At 62.8% G+C, this 15,930-nt stretch carries 13 protein-coding genes and 1 pseudogene; 3 read left to right on the top strand and 11 right to left on the bottom strand.

The window, feature by feature from the left end:
* Positions 1-19: 19 nt before the first annotated feature.
* The gene (locus HGP13_RS01930) at positions 20-1,630 is read left to right on the top strand and encodes a phosphoenolpyruvate carboxykinase (protein ID WP_172220750.1); all 1,611 of its coding nucleotides are present in this window, start codon (positions 20-22) and stop codon (positions 1,628-1,630) included.
* Between the two features lie 81 nt (positions 1,631-1,711).
* Positions 1,712-2,149, top strand: a complete 438-nt coding sequence (gene arfB, locus HGP13_RS01925) for an alternative ribosome rescue aminoacyl-tRNA hydrolase ArfB (protein ID WP_172220747.1) — start codon at positions 1,712-1,714, stop codon at positions 2,147-2,149.
* Positions 2,150-2,230: 81 nt separating this feature from the next.
* Here arfB and HGP13_RS01920 read toward each other — a convergent pair.
* Positions 2,231-4,379 (bottom strand): annotated as a pseudogene (locus tag HGP13_RS01920) (TonB-dependent siderophore receptor).
* Between the two features lie 291 nt (positions 4,380-4,670).
* On the opposite strand from HGP13_RS01920, the gene HGP13_RS01915 reads away from it, so the two are divergent.
* Positions 4,671-5,288, top strand: coding sequence for an alpha-ketoglutarate-dependent dioxygenase AlkB (locus tag HGP13_RS01915; protein WP_172220744.1), 618 nt, complete (start codon positions 4,671-4,673; stop codon positions 5,286-5,288).
* On the opposite strand, the gene HGP13_RS01910 is transcribed toward HGP13_RS01915, so the two are convergent.
* From HGP13_RS01910 to HGP13_RS01865, 10 genes are all read right to left on the bottom strand, one after another.
* Positions 5,251-6,813 carry a hypothetical protein gene (locus HGP13_RS01910; RefSeq protein ID WP_172220741.1) on the bottom strand — a complete coding sequence of 521 codons (1,563 nt, stop codon included), beginning with the start codon at positions 6,811-6,813 and terminating at the stop codon, positions 5,251-5,253. The two genes, HGP13_RS01915 and HGP13_RS01910, sit on opposite strands and share 38 nt — an antisense overlap.
* A gap of 486 nt (positions 6,814-7,299) precedes the next feature.
* A protein-coding gene (locus tag HGP13_RS01905; protein WP_172220738.1) for an IS5 family transposase occupies positions 7,300-8,063 on the bottom strand; the annotation gives its coding sequence in 2 pieces (ribosomal slippage) (positions 7,300-7,724 and positions 7,724-8,063; 765 coding nt in all).
* A gap of 51 nt (positions 8,064-8,114) precedes the next feature.
* A complete protein-coding gene (locus HGP13_RS01900; RefSeq protein ID WP_172220733.1) occupies positions 8,115-9,596 on the bottom strand; it encodes a nucleotidyltransferase family protein in 1,482 nt (493 codons plus the stop codon).
* Positions 9,596-10,273: a glycosyltransferase family A protein gene (locus tag HGP13_RS01895; RefSeq protein ID WP_172220731.1), complete on the bottom strand. Its 678-nt coding sequence runs from the start codon at positions 10,271-10,273 to the stop codon at positions 9,596-9,598. The genes HGP13_RS01900 and HGP13_RS01895 overlap by 1 nt, the downstream gene beginning before the upstream one ends.
* On the bottom strand, positions 10,273-11,025 hold the full coding sequence (locus tag HGP13_RS01890; protein ID WP_172220729.1) for a glycosyltransferase: 753 nt from the start codon (positions 11,023-11,025) through the stop codon (positions 10,273-10,275). Before HGP13_RS01890 ends, HGP13_RS01895 begins: the two co-directional genes overlap by 1 nt.
* A 33-nt stretch (positions 11,026-11,058) precedes the next feature.
* Entirely contained in the window at positions 11,059-11,793 is a 735-nt protein-coding gene (locus tag HGP13_RS01885; RefSeq protein ID WP_246707258.1) for a glycosyltransferase family A protein, read from the bottom strand.
* Between the two features lie 14 nt (positions 11,794-11,807).
* Complete coding sequence (locus HGP13_RS01880; protein WP_172220725.1) at positions 11,808-12,851, bottom strand: serine kinase; 1,044 nt, start codon at positions 12,849-12,851, stop codon at positions 11,808-11,810.
* 34 nt (positions 12,852-12,885) lie between these two features.
* A complete protein-coding gene (locus HGP13_RS01875; RefSeq protein WP_246707257.1) occupies positions 12,886-13,365 on the bottom strand; it encodes a PqqD family protein in 480 nt (159 codons plus the stop codon).
* A gap of 97 nt (positions 13,366-13,462) precedes the next feature.
* Positions 13,463-14,563: a hybrid-cluster NAD(P)-dependent oxidoreductase gene (locus HGP13_RS01870; RefSeq protein WP_172220723.1), complete on the bottom strand. Its 1,101-nt coding sequence runs from the start codon at positions 14,561-14,563 to the stop codon at positions 13,463-13,465.
* A gap of 20 nt (positions 14,564-14,583) precedes the next feature.
* Positions 14,584-15,831, bottom strand: coding sequence for an aromatic ring-hydroxylating dioxygenase subunit alpha (locus HGP13_RS01865; protein ID WP_172220721.1), 1,248 nt, complete (start codon positions 15,829-15,831; stop codon positions 14,584-14,586).
* Positions 15,832-15,930 lie beyond the last annotated feature (99 nt).

Here is a 15,930-nt window from a genome sequence, read left to right as displayed (position 1 = left end):
AATCGAAGAAGGGACACCAATGTCGGAAGTCGGCAAACGCAATCCTGCTTGCCCGATCGATCGTATCGGCCTGAAAACCACCGGTATGGTGCGCTACAATTTCGGTGCGGCCGCCCTTTACGAGGACTCGATCCGGCGCGGCGAGGCCCGACTGACCGCACATGGCGCGCTGGTCGCCGAGACTGGCCAGCACACCGGCCGCTCGCCCAAGGACAAATTCGTCGTCCGCGACGCAGGCACCGAGGCTGAAGTCTGGTGGGACAACAACAAGGCGATCTCGCCGGCCCAGTTCGAAACGCTGCTTGCCGATTTCCTCGCCCACGCCGCGGACAAGGATCTCTATGTTCAGGATCTGGTCGGCGGCGCCGATGCCGAGCTGAAGCTGCCGACGCGCGTCATCACCGAATTTGCCTGGCACTCCCTGTTCATCCGCAACCTGCTCATTCGTCCGGACAAAGCCGAGCTCGAGCAATTCGTGCCTGAGATGACGATCATCGACCTGCCATCCTTCCGCGCCGATCCCGACCGCCATGGCAGCCGTACCGAAACGGTGATCGCCGTCGATCTCACCCGCAAGATCGTGCTGATCGGTGGCACCTCCTATGCCGGCGAGATGAAGAAGTCGGTGTTTACCATGCTCAACTATCTGCTGCCGCAGAAGGGCGTGATGCCGATGCATTGCTCGGCCAATGAGGGGCCGGCCGGTGACGCCGCCGTCTTCTTCGGCCTGTCGGGCACTGGCAAGACGACGCTGTCGGCCGATCCGTCGCGAACGCTGATCGGCGACGACGAGCATGGCTGGGGTCCACACGGCATCTTCAATTTCGAAGGCGGCTGCTACGCCAAGACGATCAAGCTGTCGGCCGAAGCCGAACCGGAGATCTTCGCCACCACGCAGCGTTTCGGCACGGTGCTGGAAAATGTCGTGCTCGACGCGGGCGGCGTGCCGGACTTCAATGACGGCCGCCTCACCGAAAACACCCGCTGCGCCTACCCGCTCGACTTCATCCCCAATGCCTCGAAGACCGGGCGCGCCAATCACCCGAAGAACATCATCATGCTGACCGCCGATGCCTTCGGCGTGATGCCGCCGATCGCGCGGCTGACCGCGGCGCAGGCGATGTACCATTTCCTTTCCGGCTATACCGCCAAGGTGGCCGGAACAGAGAAGGGCGTCACCGAGCCCGAGGCGACGTTCTCGACCTGTTTCGGCGCCCCGTTCATGCCGCGCCATCCGTCGGAATACGGCAATCTGCTGCGCGAACTCATCGCCAGCCATGGCGCCGATTGCTGGCTGGTCAACACCGGCTGGACCGGCGGCGCCTACGGCACCGGCAAGCGCATGCCGATCAAGGCGACGCGCGCTTTGCTAGCCGCCGCACTCGACGGCTCGCTGAAGACAGGCGAATTCCGCACCGATCCCAATTTCGGCTTCAAGGTGCCGGTGGCCGTGCCTGGCGTCGACAGCGCCATTCTCGATCCGCGCTCGACCTGGGCCGACAAGCCTGCCTATGACCGGCAAGCTGCAAGACTGGTCGGCATGTTCGCCGTCAACTTCGAGAAATTCGAGCCGCATGTCGATGCAACCGTCATGGGTGCGGCGCCCCGTATGCAGGAAGCGGCGGAGTAACCACCACGCTGCTCAGCACCATTGAAGGCCCGGTTTCGATCGGGCCTTTTCTTTTTCACGCTGCCGCGCCATGACTGCGGCATGCCGATCGACGACAACATCATCATCGCGGACGAAGCCGTGATCCACCCGGGCGACCTCCACGAGGATTTCATCCGCTCGTCGGGTCCCGGCGGCCAGAACGTCAACAAGGTGGCGACCGCCGTGCAGTTGCGTTTCGACGCGGCCAACGCGGCCGGCCTGTCGGAACGCGTGCGTGCGCGCACGATCAAGCTTGCCGGCCAGCGAGCCACCAAGGACGGCGTCATCGTCATCGAGGCCGGGCGCTTCCGCACCCAGGAGCAGAACCGGGCGGATGCCCGGGCGAGGCTCACGGCGCTGGTCGCCAAGGCCGCCGAGCCGCCACCGCCGCCGCGCAAGAAGACGCGGCCGACGAAAGGCGCGGTGGAGCGGCGGCTGAAGAGCAAGGCGGGCCGCGGGACCATCAAGAAGCTGCGCGGCCGGGTGGATAACGATTAAGCGTCACATCAGGCGCGTGCTCGACCGACCGTGTCTGAAAAGAACGTTTGCGCGTCCAGGAGACGCGCAAACACAGCAAGCCTACCAACTGCGCTTCAGCGAAGCCGTGATGTTGCGGCCCTGGCCCAAATAGCAATAGCCGCTGTTGCACACGACAGGGCGTTCATCGGCGATGTTGCGGACGGCGAAGCGGCGGAAACACCTTCATAATTCTTGTCGATGGCGCCGAAATCATAGGAGGCCGAGGCGTCGAGATAGACGGCAGCATCATTCTCAGCGGTGTTGGTGGTGTCGGTGTAGGTGGCGCTCTGCACCCTTACACCCGCGCCGACCGATAGGCCCGGAACGGCACCGCCCTCGTCGAACTTGTAGTTGACCCAGAGGCTCGCGACATGCGCGGGCGTGACGGCAGCAATCTTGCCGACCTCCGCGGCCGCGCCGTCAGTGATCTCGGCATGGTTATAATTGTAGGCCGCGATCACATCCAGCCCGTCCGTGATGGCCGCGCGCGCCTCGAGTTCAATGCCATTGCTGGTGACCTCGCCCAGTGCACGGTAGGTGCCCTCGTTGGCATTGACGACGACAGGCTTGTTCTTCTCGACGAGATGATAGCCGACCGCCGACAGCAAGATGTCGCTTCCCGGCGGCTGATATTTGACCCCCAGCTCGAACTGCTCGCCCTTTGTCGGCTGAAGGATGTCGCCTGACACGGATCGGTTCGTGACCGGCTCGAACGAGGTCGCATAGCTGGCGAAGGGCGCTACGCCATTGTCGAACAGATAGAGTGCGCCGGCCTGCACGCTGAAGGCGTTCTTGTTCAAGCCGTCGGAAACGCCGCCACCGTAGTCGCGCGTCTGCTCGACCCATGTCTGGCGGCCGCCGAGCGTGAAACGCCATTTGTCCAGTTCAGCCTGATCCAGCGCGTAGACTCTGTCTGGCGCAGATCCGCATCGGAAGTCGTGACATTGTAGTCCGGCGTCGGGCCAGAAACAGCGTAGGTCGGATTGGCGATGTCGAAATCATAGGCAGGATTGACGGGACCCGCCCCATAGCCGAAGGACGAGGTCAGGTTCGTATAGTCGAGGCCGAGAAGCAAAGTGTGGGCGAGCGCACCGGTGTCGAACTTGGCTTCGATCTGGTTGTCGACCTGGAATACGTTTATTTCGTCCCGGATCGAATTCGCATAGCGATGTGCGACCGTGCCCGTCCAACTGGCGACCGCGAGATAACGCGACCGCAGATCGAGGTGGGAATATCGAACGTTCTGGCGCACCGTGATGCCGTCGCCGAAATCGTGCTCGAATTTATAGCCGATCTGCTGCTGCCGGATCTTCTGGTCGTCGTAGTCCGGATCGCTTGAGCGCAAAGCGTGGACTTTTCCCGACGGATTGGTGATCGCGGCGACACTGGTATCCGTCTCGTCGGCCTGCGCCAGCCCGTAGATGGTGAAGGAGGTCGCGGCATCCGGATTCCAGGTCAGCGACGGCTGCAGGAAATAGCGGTCGTCGGCGATGTCGAAATTGGTGTCGCCGTTCCGCGCCAGGCCGCCGATCCGGTAGAGGAACTCGTCGCTGCCTTTGGTGACGGGGCCACCGAAATCGAAGGCCGCCTGCGCCCTGTCCTTCGTGCCGTAGAGCAATTGGACTTCGCGGATCCTGTCCTCGGTAGGCAGCTTGGGCACCTTGTTGACGATGCCGGCCGGCGTTCCCGCACCGTAAAGCACCGACACCGGTCCCTTGATCACCTCGACCCGTTCGAGCGAATAGGGGTCGGTGCGGAACGTGCCGTAGTTGATGTAGGGCTGGCGCAGGCCGTCCTTGTAGTCGCCGAGCGTGGTGGCATCATAGCCCCTGATGTAGATCTGGTCGAAGCGCGGATCGAAGCCGTACGCGCCGGTGCTGACGCCCGCCGAATGGCGCACCGCCTCGATAATGTCCTGCGCGCCGCGCTCTTCGAGTTCCTTGCGCGTCACCACCGAGACGGAGCGCGGCGTTTCGATGAGCGGCGTATCCGTCTTGGTCGCGCCGGAGCTGCGCTTGGCGGCCACTGTCTTGTCGTCATCCCTGGAATTGACCCGGCCGCCCTTGCCGCTGACGGTGATCGGCTCGAGCGTGCCATCTTGTGGCTGGGTGGCGGCTTGCTGCGCAAGTGCTGGATGAGTACCGAGCAGCGTCACAAGGCATGTCGTGGCGAGCAATCCCCGGCACCAAACCCGACCACCGCTGACCATGTTGGACCCCTCATGAAACGTCACGTCGCTATGCCTCGCTCTTTGCCATTCGCCGCCGGCGACCTCTCTCTCGCGCCGGCATCCAAATTGTTGCGTCAAACGCTCAAGTTAAAAACTTGACCATGAAATTCATGTTTGTCCGTCAACTACCGTTCGCGGTGCCGGGGCGTGAATTCACCACCCATCTCCAGATCGGCAAACCGCACTGAGATCGGCGACAGCTTTCGGGTCGCCGTTTTCCTTTGATGGTGGCATGTTGCGGGCTCGAACCATCTTGAGGTGCGCCATTCCATGCTCGTCCTGTCCAACGGCGTCCGCCACATGCCGGCCTACCTCTCCCGCTCTGTCCAGGAGGCGCTGGTCGAGGCGGTAAGGGGCATTGTCCAGCAGGCGCCGCTGTTCGTGCCGGCCATGCCGCGGACCGGCAAGGAGATGAGTGTGCGCATGACCAATTGCGGCCCGCTCGGCTGGGTCACCGACAAGGAACGAGGCTATCGCTACCAGCCAACGCATCCGCTGACGGGAGAACCATGGCCGCCGATCCCGGAGGGTCTGCTCGATTTGTGGCGGCAGGTGTCGGGCTATCCGAATCCGCCGCAGGCCTGCCTGATCAACTTCTACACGGCCGACGCGAAGATGGGCCTGCACCAGGACCGCGACGAGGGCGACTTCTCGGCACCTGTCGTCTCCGTCTCACTGGGCGACGATTGCCTGTTCAGGGTCGGCCAGACGACGCGCGAGGGCGCCACCAGGTCGTTCAGGCTGAAAAGCGGCGACGTCGTCGTGCTCGGCGGCGAGGGCCGCCTCGCCTTCCACGGCGTCGACCGTATTTACCCGTCGACCTCGGCGCTGCTGAAGAGCGGCGGCAGGATCAATCTGACGCTGCGGCGGGTGACGAAAGCTGAGTGAGCGAGCTAGAGCGCCGTGCATAGACTTCAATGTAGTCCCCGCTGGCGATTTCCTCATAGTCTTCCATCAGGGTTTGGAAATCCGCATTCCGACGCATCCACACAATCCAGATTGGCTGAAAGTCCGCCGTGAGCGACCACGCTGACTTTTTCTTGTCCATCCGGTCCATCAGGATGATATCGGGCCTGTTGTCGCGGATCAGGGAATTGACGTAGCGCGTATAATTATCGAGGTCCTGCCGCGCGATGCGCTCATCTTCGCCTTGATAGGTACCCCGCATAAGACCCCAAAGCGCGTAGGTGCCAATCCAATCATGGGCATAGGCCGACAGCCAGCGACCATTGGTCATCCTTGTCAGCGGATTGCCGACGGAAAGGTCGGAGCTGACCTGAACGATCGACGGCGAGGCGTAACGGCTCTTGATGGCGTCGACCAGGCTTTTCTCGGGCAGTTGATAGAACTGGTGGTGCGTCACCGAAAGGGCGACGACCACAGCCAGCGCGGCTGCTGCATGGAGCTTGACGCTGGCGAGTTCGGAGGCGGCCTCCGCGTTTGCGAGGCCAAGCGCCACTCGCCATCGTGATGCCACCGCCAGCAGCATCGCGAACACCAGCGTGGTCTGGAAGGGATACTGGTGATTGGGCCAGTATTTTCCAAGGTACACCATGGAGACAAACAGGCCGCCGGCGCTCACCATCGCCAGCGCGATGTCGTCTCGCCAGACAGATTTGCGCATCTGGAAAACCGCGAAAACGACAAAGATCGCAAAAGTCGGCAATGCGACGAAAATGTTTACGTTGGCTCGCAGGCTGACATAGTAGCGCATCAACACTTGCAGGAAGGTGCCGAGAAACGCGGGAAACCAAATATACACGCTGACGAGGTAGGCAGTGCAAACCGTGAAGATGACGACGTTTTCAGCCGTCAGGCACGCCATCAGCGAGCGTTTGCGCCAAGCGATAAAGAGGTACGGCAGTACGATACCGGTTGCCCAATGTGGCTTGACCAGGAGCAGCACGCTCCCAGCCAGGCCAACCGCCACGGCAAGGCCAAGCGGAACCGGCGTGCCGGCGCGGTTGTCAATCCGCCACATCATCAGGAACAGCATCGGCATGAACAACATCGTACCGATATGTTCGCGCTGGCCGAAAACATTCCCAGGCATGATCAGAAGCAAAACCGCCAGCGCCGGATAGATCCATTGCGTCTTCAGATCGGCAAAGATTCCGCCTCGCTCGATGACCACGGCCGACAGCGCGATCGAAACGAAGAAGACCAGATAGATGAAGCACTCGATTGCCGATTCCGGCGAGATGCCGAGCCTGTGGGACAGCCATACCGGCCCAATATAGAGGGCAACGGAGAAAGGCGGATTGGTTTCCAGGATGTCGACATAGAGCTTCTGACCATCAAGGACTTTTTCGCAGATAACGATGAGCCAGCTGACGTCGGTATTGTCGCCGGCCGTCCACGGCATGAAAAAGGAGAGCACCACCACGGCCGCAACAAGCCAGACCGGCGACACGCTTCCAATAGAAGACGCAAAGCCGGTCGCGGTACCGACGTTTCGTACATTTCCCATGCTCATCGGACCGCTCCAACAAAGATCACTTTTACGCAGAACGACGAAGTCATGGGCGGGAGCACGGCTGCGCCTGCCTCTGCGGCAGTGCTGACATCGATCACCGGCTGCTCCCCGAAAGCCACTTCTACTGATGTCGAAAACTAGCCGGGATTGCCTAAAGTGCAGTTAATCACGCCATTCCTGTCTGCGTGGTTCAGCGGATGCTCGTCGGCACTGCGTCAAGATCTCAGTCCGTCTTCGAAAAGATTGCGACGGGCTGGGCGATACTCGAAGCAGGGCAGCACCGCGAAGGCTCCGTTTCTTTGCAAGCGGCGTCCACCGGGGTGATGGCGATGCGCATCCCGCCGGCCATTTTCCCAAACCGGGATTTCTCCGGACAGCCACATGATGGATCGGCCCTGCTTTGGGCTTCGGCTTCAGCTAGGGTCAGGACTCATTGATCCAGAAGATGAAGGCTGCAGCGAAGGCGATCGCCGACAGGAAAGTGTGAGCACATCGGTCGTACCTGGTGTGGATGCGTCGCCAGTCTTTGAGGCGTGCGAACATGTTCTCGATCCTGTGGCGTTGTCGGTATAGGACAGGATCGTAGCTGTGCTGAATACGATGCTTGGCATGGGGCGGGATGCATGGCGTGATACCGCGCTCGACGAGCGCCTGACGGAAGGCCGCTGAACTGTAGGCCCGATCGGCCAGCAGGGCGTTGGCGGCGGGCAAATCCTCGATCACTGCCGCAGCAGTCTTGTGATCATTGGCCTGCCCTTCGCTCAGATGCAGCAGCCGCGGGCGTCCCTTGCCGTCACAGACCACTTGCAGCTTGGTGGTCAGTCCACCTCGGCTGCGTCCGATACATCGGGATAGAGCCCCTTTTTAAGGAGGCTGGCGGCAGTGCGATGCGCTTTGAGATGGGTGGCATCGATCATCAGATTGTCCGTTTCGCCGCCCTGCGCGGCCAGTTCCGCCAGGATGCGATTGAACACACCCAGCCGACTCCAGCGGATGAAGCGGTTGTAGATGGTCTTGTGCGGACCGTAGTCAGAAGGGACATCTCGCCAGCGAAGGCCATTGCGGATCACGAACAGGATGCCGCTCAGCACCCGGCGGTCATCTACACGCGGCACACCATGCGACAAAGGAAAATAGGGCTCGATCCGGCGCATCTGCTCCGGGGTCAACATCAGCAAATCACTCAAGGCGGCACCTCCTGCCACCTTGAATCACCCAACAGAAATCAATTCAACAAATTAATAGGTCCTGACCCTAATTGGCGAGAATGTCGCCGAGATCAGATGGAACGGCAGTGCGCCATAGGCGGCCACCGTCGCATCATCGTCCCATTGGCGAAATTGCCGGGAGGGTCGCGCCTCCAGCGTGACGGAATACCTTTGCCCGTCAAGCGTCACCTTGCCGCGAAAATGCAGCACCCGTTCGCCGCCGGACCGGCTGATGGCCATGGCGCGCAGGCGCGCAATATGGTCGTCGTCGGCATTGATCTCCATTTCGATGCGGCGGCGGACCGGTGGAACACTGATCCTGACCATGATGTCCAGCATCATCTCCCCCGCCGTCCGCGGACAAGGTATGGCCTGCGAGAACACGGGTGGCTGCGCCGTTTCCGACGGCGCGCTGCGGGCTCTTCTGCCACGCCAGGCCTTGGCTGCGGGTTCCTGCCGCATTCGGCCGCTCTTGCGCCTCAGCCGCAACTGCTTGGCGAGGCCGCGTGACAGCCAGACCAGCCTGCCGAAATCGGTCCGCGGCTTGGCCTGCAGCACCGCCGACCAGCGTGACAAGCCGGTACGGTCGGCCATGTCAAGCACACGCGACAGCACTCCGCTCGGCACCGCCACGCCTATTTCAAGCGCCAGGTAGGAGAGCGCCACCGCCACGGCGACGGCAAGGCCGCGCCTGGCGACAACATTGAGGAAAACATCCCAGTCGACATCGCCGCCGCGCATAGCCACCGCGCAATCGACCAGCCAGTCGCTGTGCGTGTGGGCGTCGAGCCCGCCATGAGCGATGGCAAGCGCGATGCGGTCGGCGGGCGACGGCACCAGCACGCCGACGCCGCTGAATTCGGCGGGATCAGCTCGTTGCCAGATGGCCAGGTCGTCTTCCTCGCTGCGCTGCGAACCGTCATAGCCGAGCTGGTGCAGGTCGATGTCGCCAAGATTGCCCTTGAAGAAATTCATCGAGCGCAGCGACGCCAGTCTCGTCCGCAGATATTGCGGGCTGACGCCGGAGGCGATCTGCCAGTCGCCGTCGCGCAGCACGTCGAAGGCCGTTTGCATGTCCTGCGGCCGCACCAATATGTCGATGTCGTGCGCCACCCGGCCACGCTGTGCCGAGGCGTTCAAGGCGATGCGGCTGGCGCCCTTGATCAGCATCACCTGGCATCCGGCATCGGTCATCGTCTTCAGCGCCGGTTCGGCTTCGCGCATCGCCATGCGCGATTTGGTCCACAACATCTTCTGCAGGCCGACGAGGCGCGGATAAGCCGAATGGCCGGCGAGCTTCCTGCCGAACCTGTCGGAGATCGCGGCCAGCAGCCGGTGCTCGCGGAACGAGACGTGGTCGATATCATTCTCGTCCAGCCAGCGGCCTGCGCAAGCGGCGGCGGCGTCCTCGTCGGGAAGAAGCGCGGCCTTAAGCAACCGGTCGAGCCCACCCGTCGGCCATGACCAGCCATAGTCCGGGAAGCGGCGGGTGACGCGGCGAATATCAGCCATCAGCCCGGGCCGGCCTTGTTGCGCGCCCGCCGCAGCATGGCCAGCCGCGCCACTTCGAGATAGCCGCGGTCGCGGGCCGCATCACGGCCGTAGGACAGGCTGCCTGGCCGGATGCGGCGCAGCGCCAGCACCTCGTCCAGCATGTCGAGGGCAAGGCCCGCCTCGCGCGCCCGGGCGATCCAGTCGATCATTTCGCCCCGGCCGCCCGGCGGATCGACGATGGGTCCAACCGTCCCAGCGACCTCGCGGCGGATCATCATGGTGGTCCGCGACCAGCCGGGCACGGCCTTCGCCTCGGGCGCGTCGGGCCGGTCGTTGCGGAAATTCCGCCAGCGACAGAAAACCCCAGCTGTCGCGGGACATCTGTCGAGATGCGCGAGCTGTTTCTCGATCTTGTCCGGCAGCCAAAGGTCGTCCGCATCGAGCGTCGCGATGAGCGGCGTCGACAGCGCGGCGATGCCCCTGGTCGTGGCGCTGCCAGGCCCGGCATTTGCCTGGCGCAGCAGCTGCACCGGCAGGTCCGTTCCGCCGATCGCTGAAGACAGATCGTCGGTTGAACCATCGTCGACGATCACCACCAGTTCAGGCCGCACCGTCTGCGCCGCGACCGATAGCAGCGTCTCGGCGATGGTGCCGCTGGCGTTGAAGGCCGGGATGACGACGCCGTATCCGCTCATCACATGAACTGCCAGTCTTCGAGATCCTTGAGTTCGAAGATGCCTTCGATCCGCCGCAGGGTCGGGTCTGCCTTGCGGCGGATCATCGACTTGTAAATGGCGCGCATGAATTCACGGGACTGGACGTCGGTTTGTCGGGTCATGTTGCCGGGATGGCGTCTGTAGTAGAGGGCCACGGTCTCCGGCGTGACATATCTTGGTCCGCTTTCGAAGGTGCGCAACAGGTAGTCGGTGTCCTCCGCCTGATGGAAGGCTTCATCGAATACACCGACACGCTCGACAAGCCGGCGCGTGAAGATCGCTGCCGACAAATGGATGCCGCGAACCGTGATGCTGCGGCTGTCAGCGGCGGGCTCCAGGCGCTCGTCATCGATCTTGTCGACCAGCATCATCCTTGAATAGGTGAGATCCAGATCTGGGTCGTTGCGGAAGAGCTCGATATCGGTCGCAAAGCGCCCGACCGGCGAAATGTCGTCCGAATCGAGAAAGGAGACAAGGTCGGTCTCCGGCTCGAGCAGTCCGAGCCCGGTGTTGCGCGTCCGGGTTACGCCCATATTGGGTTGTTGCACCAGGCGGATGCAGGGGCTCTGCACCATCATCGAGCGCACCGCTTCCGCCGATCCATCGGTCGAGCCATCATCGATGACGATGATGTCGAGGTCGGCGGCGTCGCGCTGCCTGAGCAGCGAACGCAGGGCCGGGCCGACAAGGGCCTCACGATTGTGGACGGGCATGATCACGCTCAGCCTCATCGGTTGCTCCACGACCGTTTCAAATCTGCGGCATCACATCTGCCAATCGTTGAGTGGGCTCTTCAGCTCGAAGATACCGGGAACCTCACGCAGCGAAGGGTCGGCCTTGCGCCGTCGCATCGACTTGTGGATTGCGCGCAGATGGTTGCGGACCCTGCCGCTGTGCTCCCGGGTGACATTCCCGGCGTGGCGCCGATAATAGATCGCGACGGTGTCCAGCAATTCGTAGTTCGGACCCGTTTCGAAAACCCGCAGCAGATAGTCGGTGTCCTCGGACTGCTCGAACTCCTCGTCGAATTGGCCCGTGCGCTCGACAAGACTCCTGCGGAACAGGGCGGTGCTCAGCGAAATTCCCCGAAGGGTCACGGTGCGGCTGTCGACCGCGGGCTCCAGTCTCTCATCGTCAATCCGGTCAGCCAATGTCATCAGCGAATAGGTTAACTCCAAGCCGGGACTCGCGCCGAAACGCGCAAGATCGGTTTTGAAGCGCCCCGCCAGTGAGATGTCGTCCGAATCCAGGAACGAAACGAATTCGGCGTCGGCGGGCAGCTGTCTCAACCCGGCATTACGTGTCCTGGCGACGCCCATATTCTCTTGCCGGAACAGGCGGATGCAGGGGCTCTCGACCATCATCGAACGCACCGCCTCCGCCGAACCGTCGGTCGAGCCGTCGTCGACGACGATGATGTCGAGATCGGCGGCATCGCGCTGCCGCAGCAGGGAGCGCAAGGCCGGAACGACATAGCGTTCGCGGTTGTAGACGGGCATGATGACGCTCAACTTCACGAAGCAACCCGTGTTAGAAAATCCGCAACAGTGCCGGCAATCTCCTCGGGATGCGTTCCCAGGGACAGACGGTAGCTTGGCAGCAGGCGGGTGAGATCGCCGAAGAAGCGGAAGCCGCTTTCACGTTCCCCCGGCATCTGCATGATGCCCGACGGTGCCAGTGCTATCATGGCGTCTCGACGCGACACCGGCACGATCGAACTCGTCTCGCCACCGCCGATATGTGGCACCACCAGCGCAATGATGTCCAGTGCTGCCGGCACCGGCCGTGGCGCGATGTCGGCAATGTGAAAAATGTGCTTGCCCTGCCAGTTCAAGGGGCTCTCGATCCTCAGCCGCTGCTTCAGGCCCAGCCGCGCGAAACCTTGCGGGTCCTGCTTCAGCGTGGAAAACAGCGGCCGCGCGGTCACGCCGCCGCCGAGATCGATCAGTACATAGTCATCGCCGACGCTGTCCAGCCCGTTGAGCAGACCGGCGGCGACGGTGCCGGATTTGCCGGCGCCGCCCGCACCGGCCAACAGCACGCCCTTGCCATTGGAACCCAGCGTGCCGGCATGGGTCAGCCGCATGCCGCGCGCTGCATAGTCCCAGTGCAGGAAGGCCCGCAGCGGAGCTGCCGGCTCCCAGGGCGGAAAGGCATCGGCCGAGGCCATCAACTGCACACCAACGCGGCGATGCGGATCATAGACCTGCCAGAAATCCAGATCGTGAAAATAGTGGCCACGCAGCCCGGCTTCGGCGAGCCGTTCGGCAAAGCCGTATTCGGTGAAATGCGCGTCGCTCCAACGCGCCGGCTCAGGGATGCCCTCGATTCCAGGGTGAGTGATGAAGATGCGGCACGCCGACGGTTCCGCATCATCATGCGCGGCCTCCACGAAGGCGTGGCCAAGCGCATCGGCAAGCACTCCGGGACCGACATGCGCGGTCAGCTCCAGGCGGGGCAGGCGGACCGTCCGCGTGGCCGGATAAAGTGTGGCTTCAGCGGCGGTGATGAGATACCGGGCGTAATCCGGCAAGGTTTCGAGCGTGACGCGCGGCATCCTGCGCCCTTCTATCCCCTACACAAGCGGCTCGTCAGGATGCCTGCCTGACCGCTGGCCAGCCGAGGGGTTCCTCGACCTCGTGGATGGGATCCACGATGATCAGGTCGGCGAGGTCGTCGTGAATGCTCACCTTGAGCGGTTCGATCGTGGCGGCAAGCTCGGCAGCCGAATCGCCTGGCAGCGGTTGCGCCGCCGCTTCCGAGCGCACCAGCAACCCTAGTTCAAGCAATTGCGAGATGAAATGTTCGAGTTCAGCCGCGCCGAGTGTCGAACCGCCGGCGGGGAGCCCGGCCAGGGCCAGGGCATCGACCCCGGAAGAGAGCGCCTGCCAGACCCTGCTGCCGGAATCGGAGAAGCCGAAATACTTGCCGTTCGCAAGGTTGAGCACCACGGCCTCGCCATCGAAGGATTCGAAGACGATGTCCCTGCTCGCAACCGCATAGGCGTTGCCATCACGCATCGTTGTTGCCCCGCTTTGCAAATCCCGCCCCCCCAGCAGGATCGCTTCCACCGACAACGCCTGTAAACGCTCGGTTCTTCGTTGGCAAGGCAAGCGTTGCCGGCAAATCGCCGGCCATTTTTGGGGAATCAGCTGGAGTGCGAACCGTTCAGGCTTCGATTTCGAGTGCCGACAACGGCTTCGAGCAACAGGCGAGGATGAACCCGTCGTCGATCTCGTGATCGAGGATGCCGCCATTGTGGCTCATCTCGACGGCGCCGGAGACTTTCTTCACTTTGCAGGTCCCGCACAGGCCGAACTCGCAGGCCGCCGGGATCCGCACGCCCGAAGAGCGCGCGGTCTGCAGCACGGTCTGGCCGGCGACGCACTCGGCGTCGACGTCCGAAAGCGCGAAGCGGATCGGTGTTTTGGCTTCGATCGGAACGGCAGCACCGTCGTCAGCCGGCAATGCGAACGGCGCCGGGATTTCCTCCACCGCGGGCGCGGCAAAGCTTTCCTGGTGGTATTTCGTCATGTCGAAGCCGGCGGCGTCCAGCATGCCGCGCACGGCGCGCATGAAGGGGTCCGGACCGCAGCAGAAGATCTCGCGTTCACGGAAATCGGGCGCCAGCAGCGGCAGCCGGATGGCGTCGATGCGGCCCATATGGCCGTACCAGCCCTCGCGGCTTGACCGCTCCTCGATCATGAAGCCGAGCGACAGGCCCGGCATATGGCCGCCGAGCAGTTCGAGCTCCTTGCGGAAGATGATCTCTTCGGCCCGCCGCGCGCAGTTGACGAAGCCGACATCGGTCCATGGCGCGCAGTCATTCAGCCAGCGCAGCATCGACATCATCGGCGTCACGCCGGAGCCGGCCGAGATGAACAGATATTTGGCCGCCGGATGGCTGTGCAGCGAAAAATCGCCATTCGGCCCATAGGCCTTGACGTGCGAGCCGGGCTTCAGGTGATCGAACATCCAGCGCGTGCCGATGCTGCCGGCCTGCGCCTTCACCGTCACCGCGATCGAGAACGGCCGCGACGGCGAGGACGACAGCGTGTAGGTGCGCATCAGCGGCCCGTCCGGTGTCGGCAGTTCCAGCGTCACGAACTGGCCCGGCTTGTAGCGGAACCAGGTCTGGTTGTCGGAGCGGAAGGTGAAGGTCTTGACGTAAGGCGCCTCGTCGCTGACGCCGATCACTTCCAGTACCTGCAGCCTGTCGTTCCAGGGCGCCATCTGGTCGAGATGGCGATAGAGGCCAAGATCAGTCATCGCGTTCATCCCTCAACCTCTCAGGCGACACTGCGCAGCGCCGGCTTGCCATCGTCGGCGAGGCGCGGACCGATGAAGCGGGCGTACCAGTCGACGAACTGGATCACGCCACCCTCATGCAGCTCCGAATAGGGGCCTGGTTCATAGGCCGGCGACAGGATGCCGAAGGCGTTTTCCTCGACGATGCGGCGATCCTGGTCGTTGGTCTCGGTCCAGACATGGGTGAGTTCGGCAAGATCGTAATCGACGCCATCGACCGCATCCTTGTGGACCAGCCATTTGGTCGTCACCGCGGTTTCGGTCGCACTGATCGGCAGCACGCGGAAGGTGACGGCATGGTCGATCAGGATATGGTTCCAAGTCGTCGGGTAGTGATAGTGCATCAAGGTGCCGATGCGGTCGGCCGAGACTGTGTCGGACAGGTTCTTCTTCACCGCCCGCTTGCCGGTCATTGTGTAGCTGACCGCCTCGCGCAGCAGCGGCGCGCGGGTGGCGCGGTATTGTCCGGCCGGGTCGATGCGGAACTTGCTCGGCAGGCCGGCCGCCTCGCACTTCGCCCAGTGCGCCAGCATCTCCGGATCGCTGTCGGCGCCTTGCACGCCGGTCACCGTCGGGGCTTCCGGGAAGGTCTTGCACAACTCCGGGTGATTGCCGGCGCAATGGTAGCACTCGCGGTTGTTTTCCCAGACGAGCTTCCAGTTGCCTTTCTCGACGATCGTGCTCTCGAAGGCGATCTTTGCTTCGCTGAGCCGGTGCGGCTTGAGGTAGGGCTCGATCATCGCCCGCATCGGTGCGAAGTCGGCGGGCTCCTTGGCCAGGCATATGAAGATGTAGCCGGCCACGCTTTCGCAGGCGACCGGCTTCAGGCCGAACTGGCTCTTGTCGAAACCGTCGGCCATCTGGCGGGCAAACAGCAGGCGTCCGTCCAGCTCATAGGTCCACTGGTGGTAAGGACAGACCAGCTTGGCGGCCATGCCCTTGTCGGTGTTGCAGACGCGGCTGCCGCGATGGCGGCAGGAATTGTGGAAGGCGTTGATCTTGCCCTGCTGATCGCGCACCAGCACGACCGGATAATCGCCGATCTGTACGGTGATGAAGCTGCCGGGCTTGGGCAGTTCGCAATCATGGCCGATGAACAGCCAGTCGCGATACCAGATCAGCTCCATGTCCAGTTTGAAGAAATCGGGATCCGTGTAGAACGGCTGCTCGAGCGAGAATCCGTCCCTGCGGCTGTTCAAGAGCTTCAGCATGTCGTCGCGCGTATCCATGTCCTGTCCTCTTCGTTCGCCGCATCGGCCCGAAATCGATCTCGGAAAGCACGATGCGCAAATTCAAAGCCTTGGAGCGCACTTGTGCGTCCAAGTGGA

This window comes from Mesorhizobium sp. NZP2077 (genome assembly GCF_013170805.1).
In the GTDB taxonomy this organism is placed as follows: Bacteria; Pseudomonadota; Alphaproteobacteria; order Rhizobiales; family Rhizobiaceae; genus Mesorhizobium.
The sequence above is the reverse complement of the archived record's forward strand: the minus strand, read 5'-3'. Positions and strand labels throughout refer to the sequence as shown.

What these genes read in the sequence shown, in the direction of transcription:
- HGP13_RS01870 (WP_172220723.1), bottom strand. Translation starts at nt 14,563, where the DNA reads ATGACTGATCTTGGCCTCTATCGCCATCTCGACCAGATGGCGCCCTGG.
- HGP13_RS01915 (WP_172220744.1), top strand. Translation starts at nt 4,671, where the DNA reads ATGCTCGTCCTGTCCAACGGCGTCCGCCACATGCCGGCCTACCTCTCC.
- HGP13_RS01900 (WP_172220733.1), bottom strand. Translation starts at nt 9,596, where the DNA reads ATGGCTGATATTCGCCGCGTCACCCGCCGCTTCCCGGACTATGGCTGG.
- HGP13_RS01880 (WP_172220725.1), bottom strand. Translation starts at nt 12,851, where the DNA reads ATGCCGCGCGTCACGCTCGAAACCTTGCCGGATTACGCCCGGTATCTC.
- HGP13_RS01865 (WP_172220721.1), bottom strand. Translation starts at nt 15,831, where the DNA reads ATGGATACGCGCGACGACATGCTGAAGCTCTTGAACAGCCGCAGGGAC.
- HGP13_RS01895 (WP_172220731.1), bottom strand. Translation starts at nt 10,273, where the DNA reads ATGAGCGGATACGGCGTCGTCATCCCGGCCTTCAACGCCAGCGGCACC.
- HGP13_RS01890 (WP_172220729.1), bottom strand. Translation starts at nt 11,025, where the DNA reads ATGAGGCTGAGCGTGATCATGCCCGTCCACAATCGTGAGGCCCTTGTC.
- HGP13_RS01930 (WP_172220750.1), top strand. Translation starts at nt 20, where the DNA reads ATGTCGGAAGTCGGCAAACGCAATCCTGCTTGCCCGATCGATCGTATC.
- arfB (WP_172220747.1), top strand. Translation starts at nt 1,712, where the DNA reads ATGCCGATCGACGACAACATCATCATCGCGGACGAAGCCGTGATCCAC.
- HGP13_RS01885 (WP_246707258.1), bottom strand. Translation starts at nt 11,793, where the DNA reads ATGCCCGTCTACAACCGCGAACGCTATGTCGTTCCGGCCTTGCGCTCC.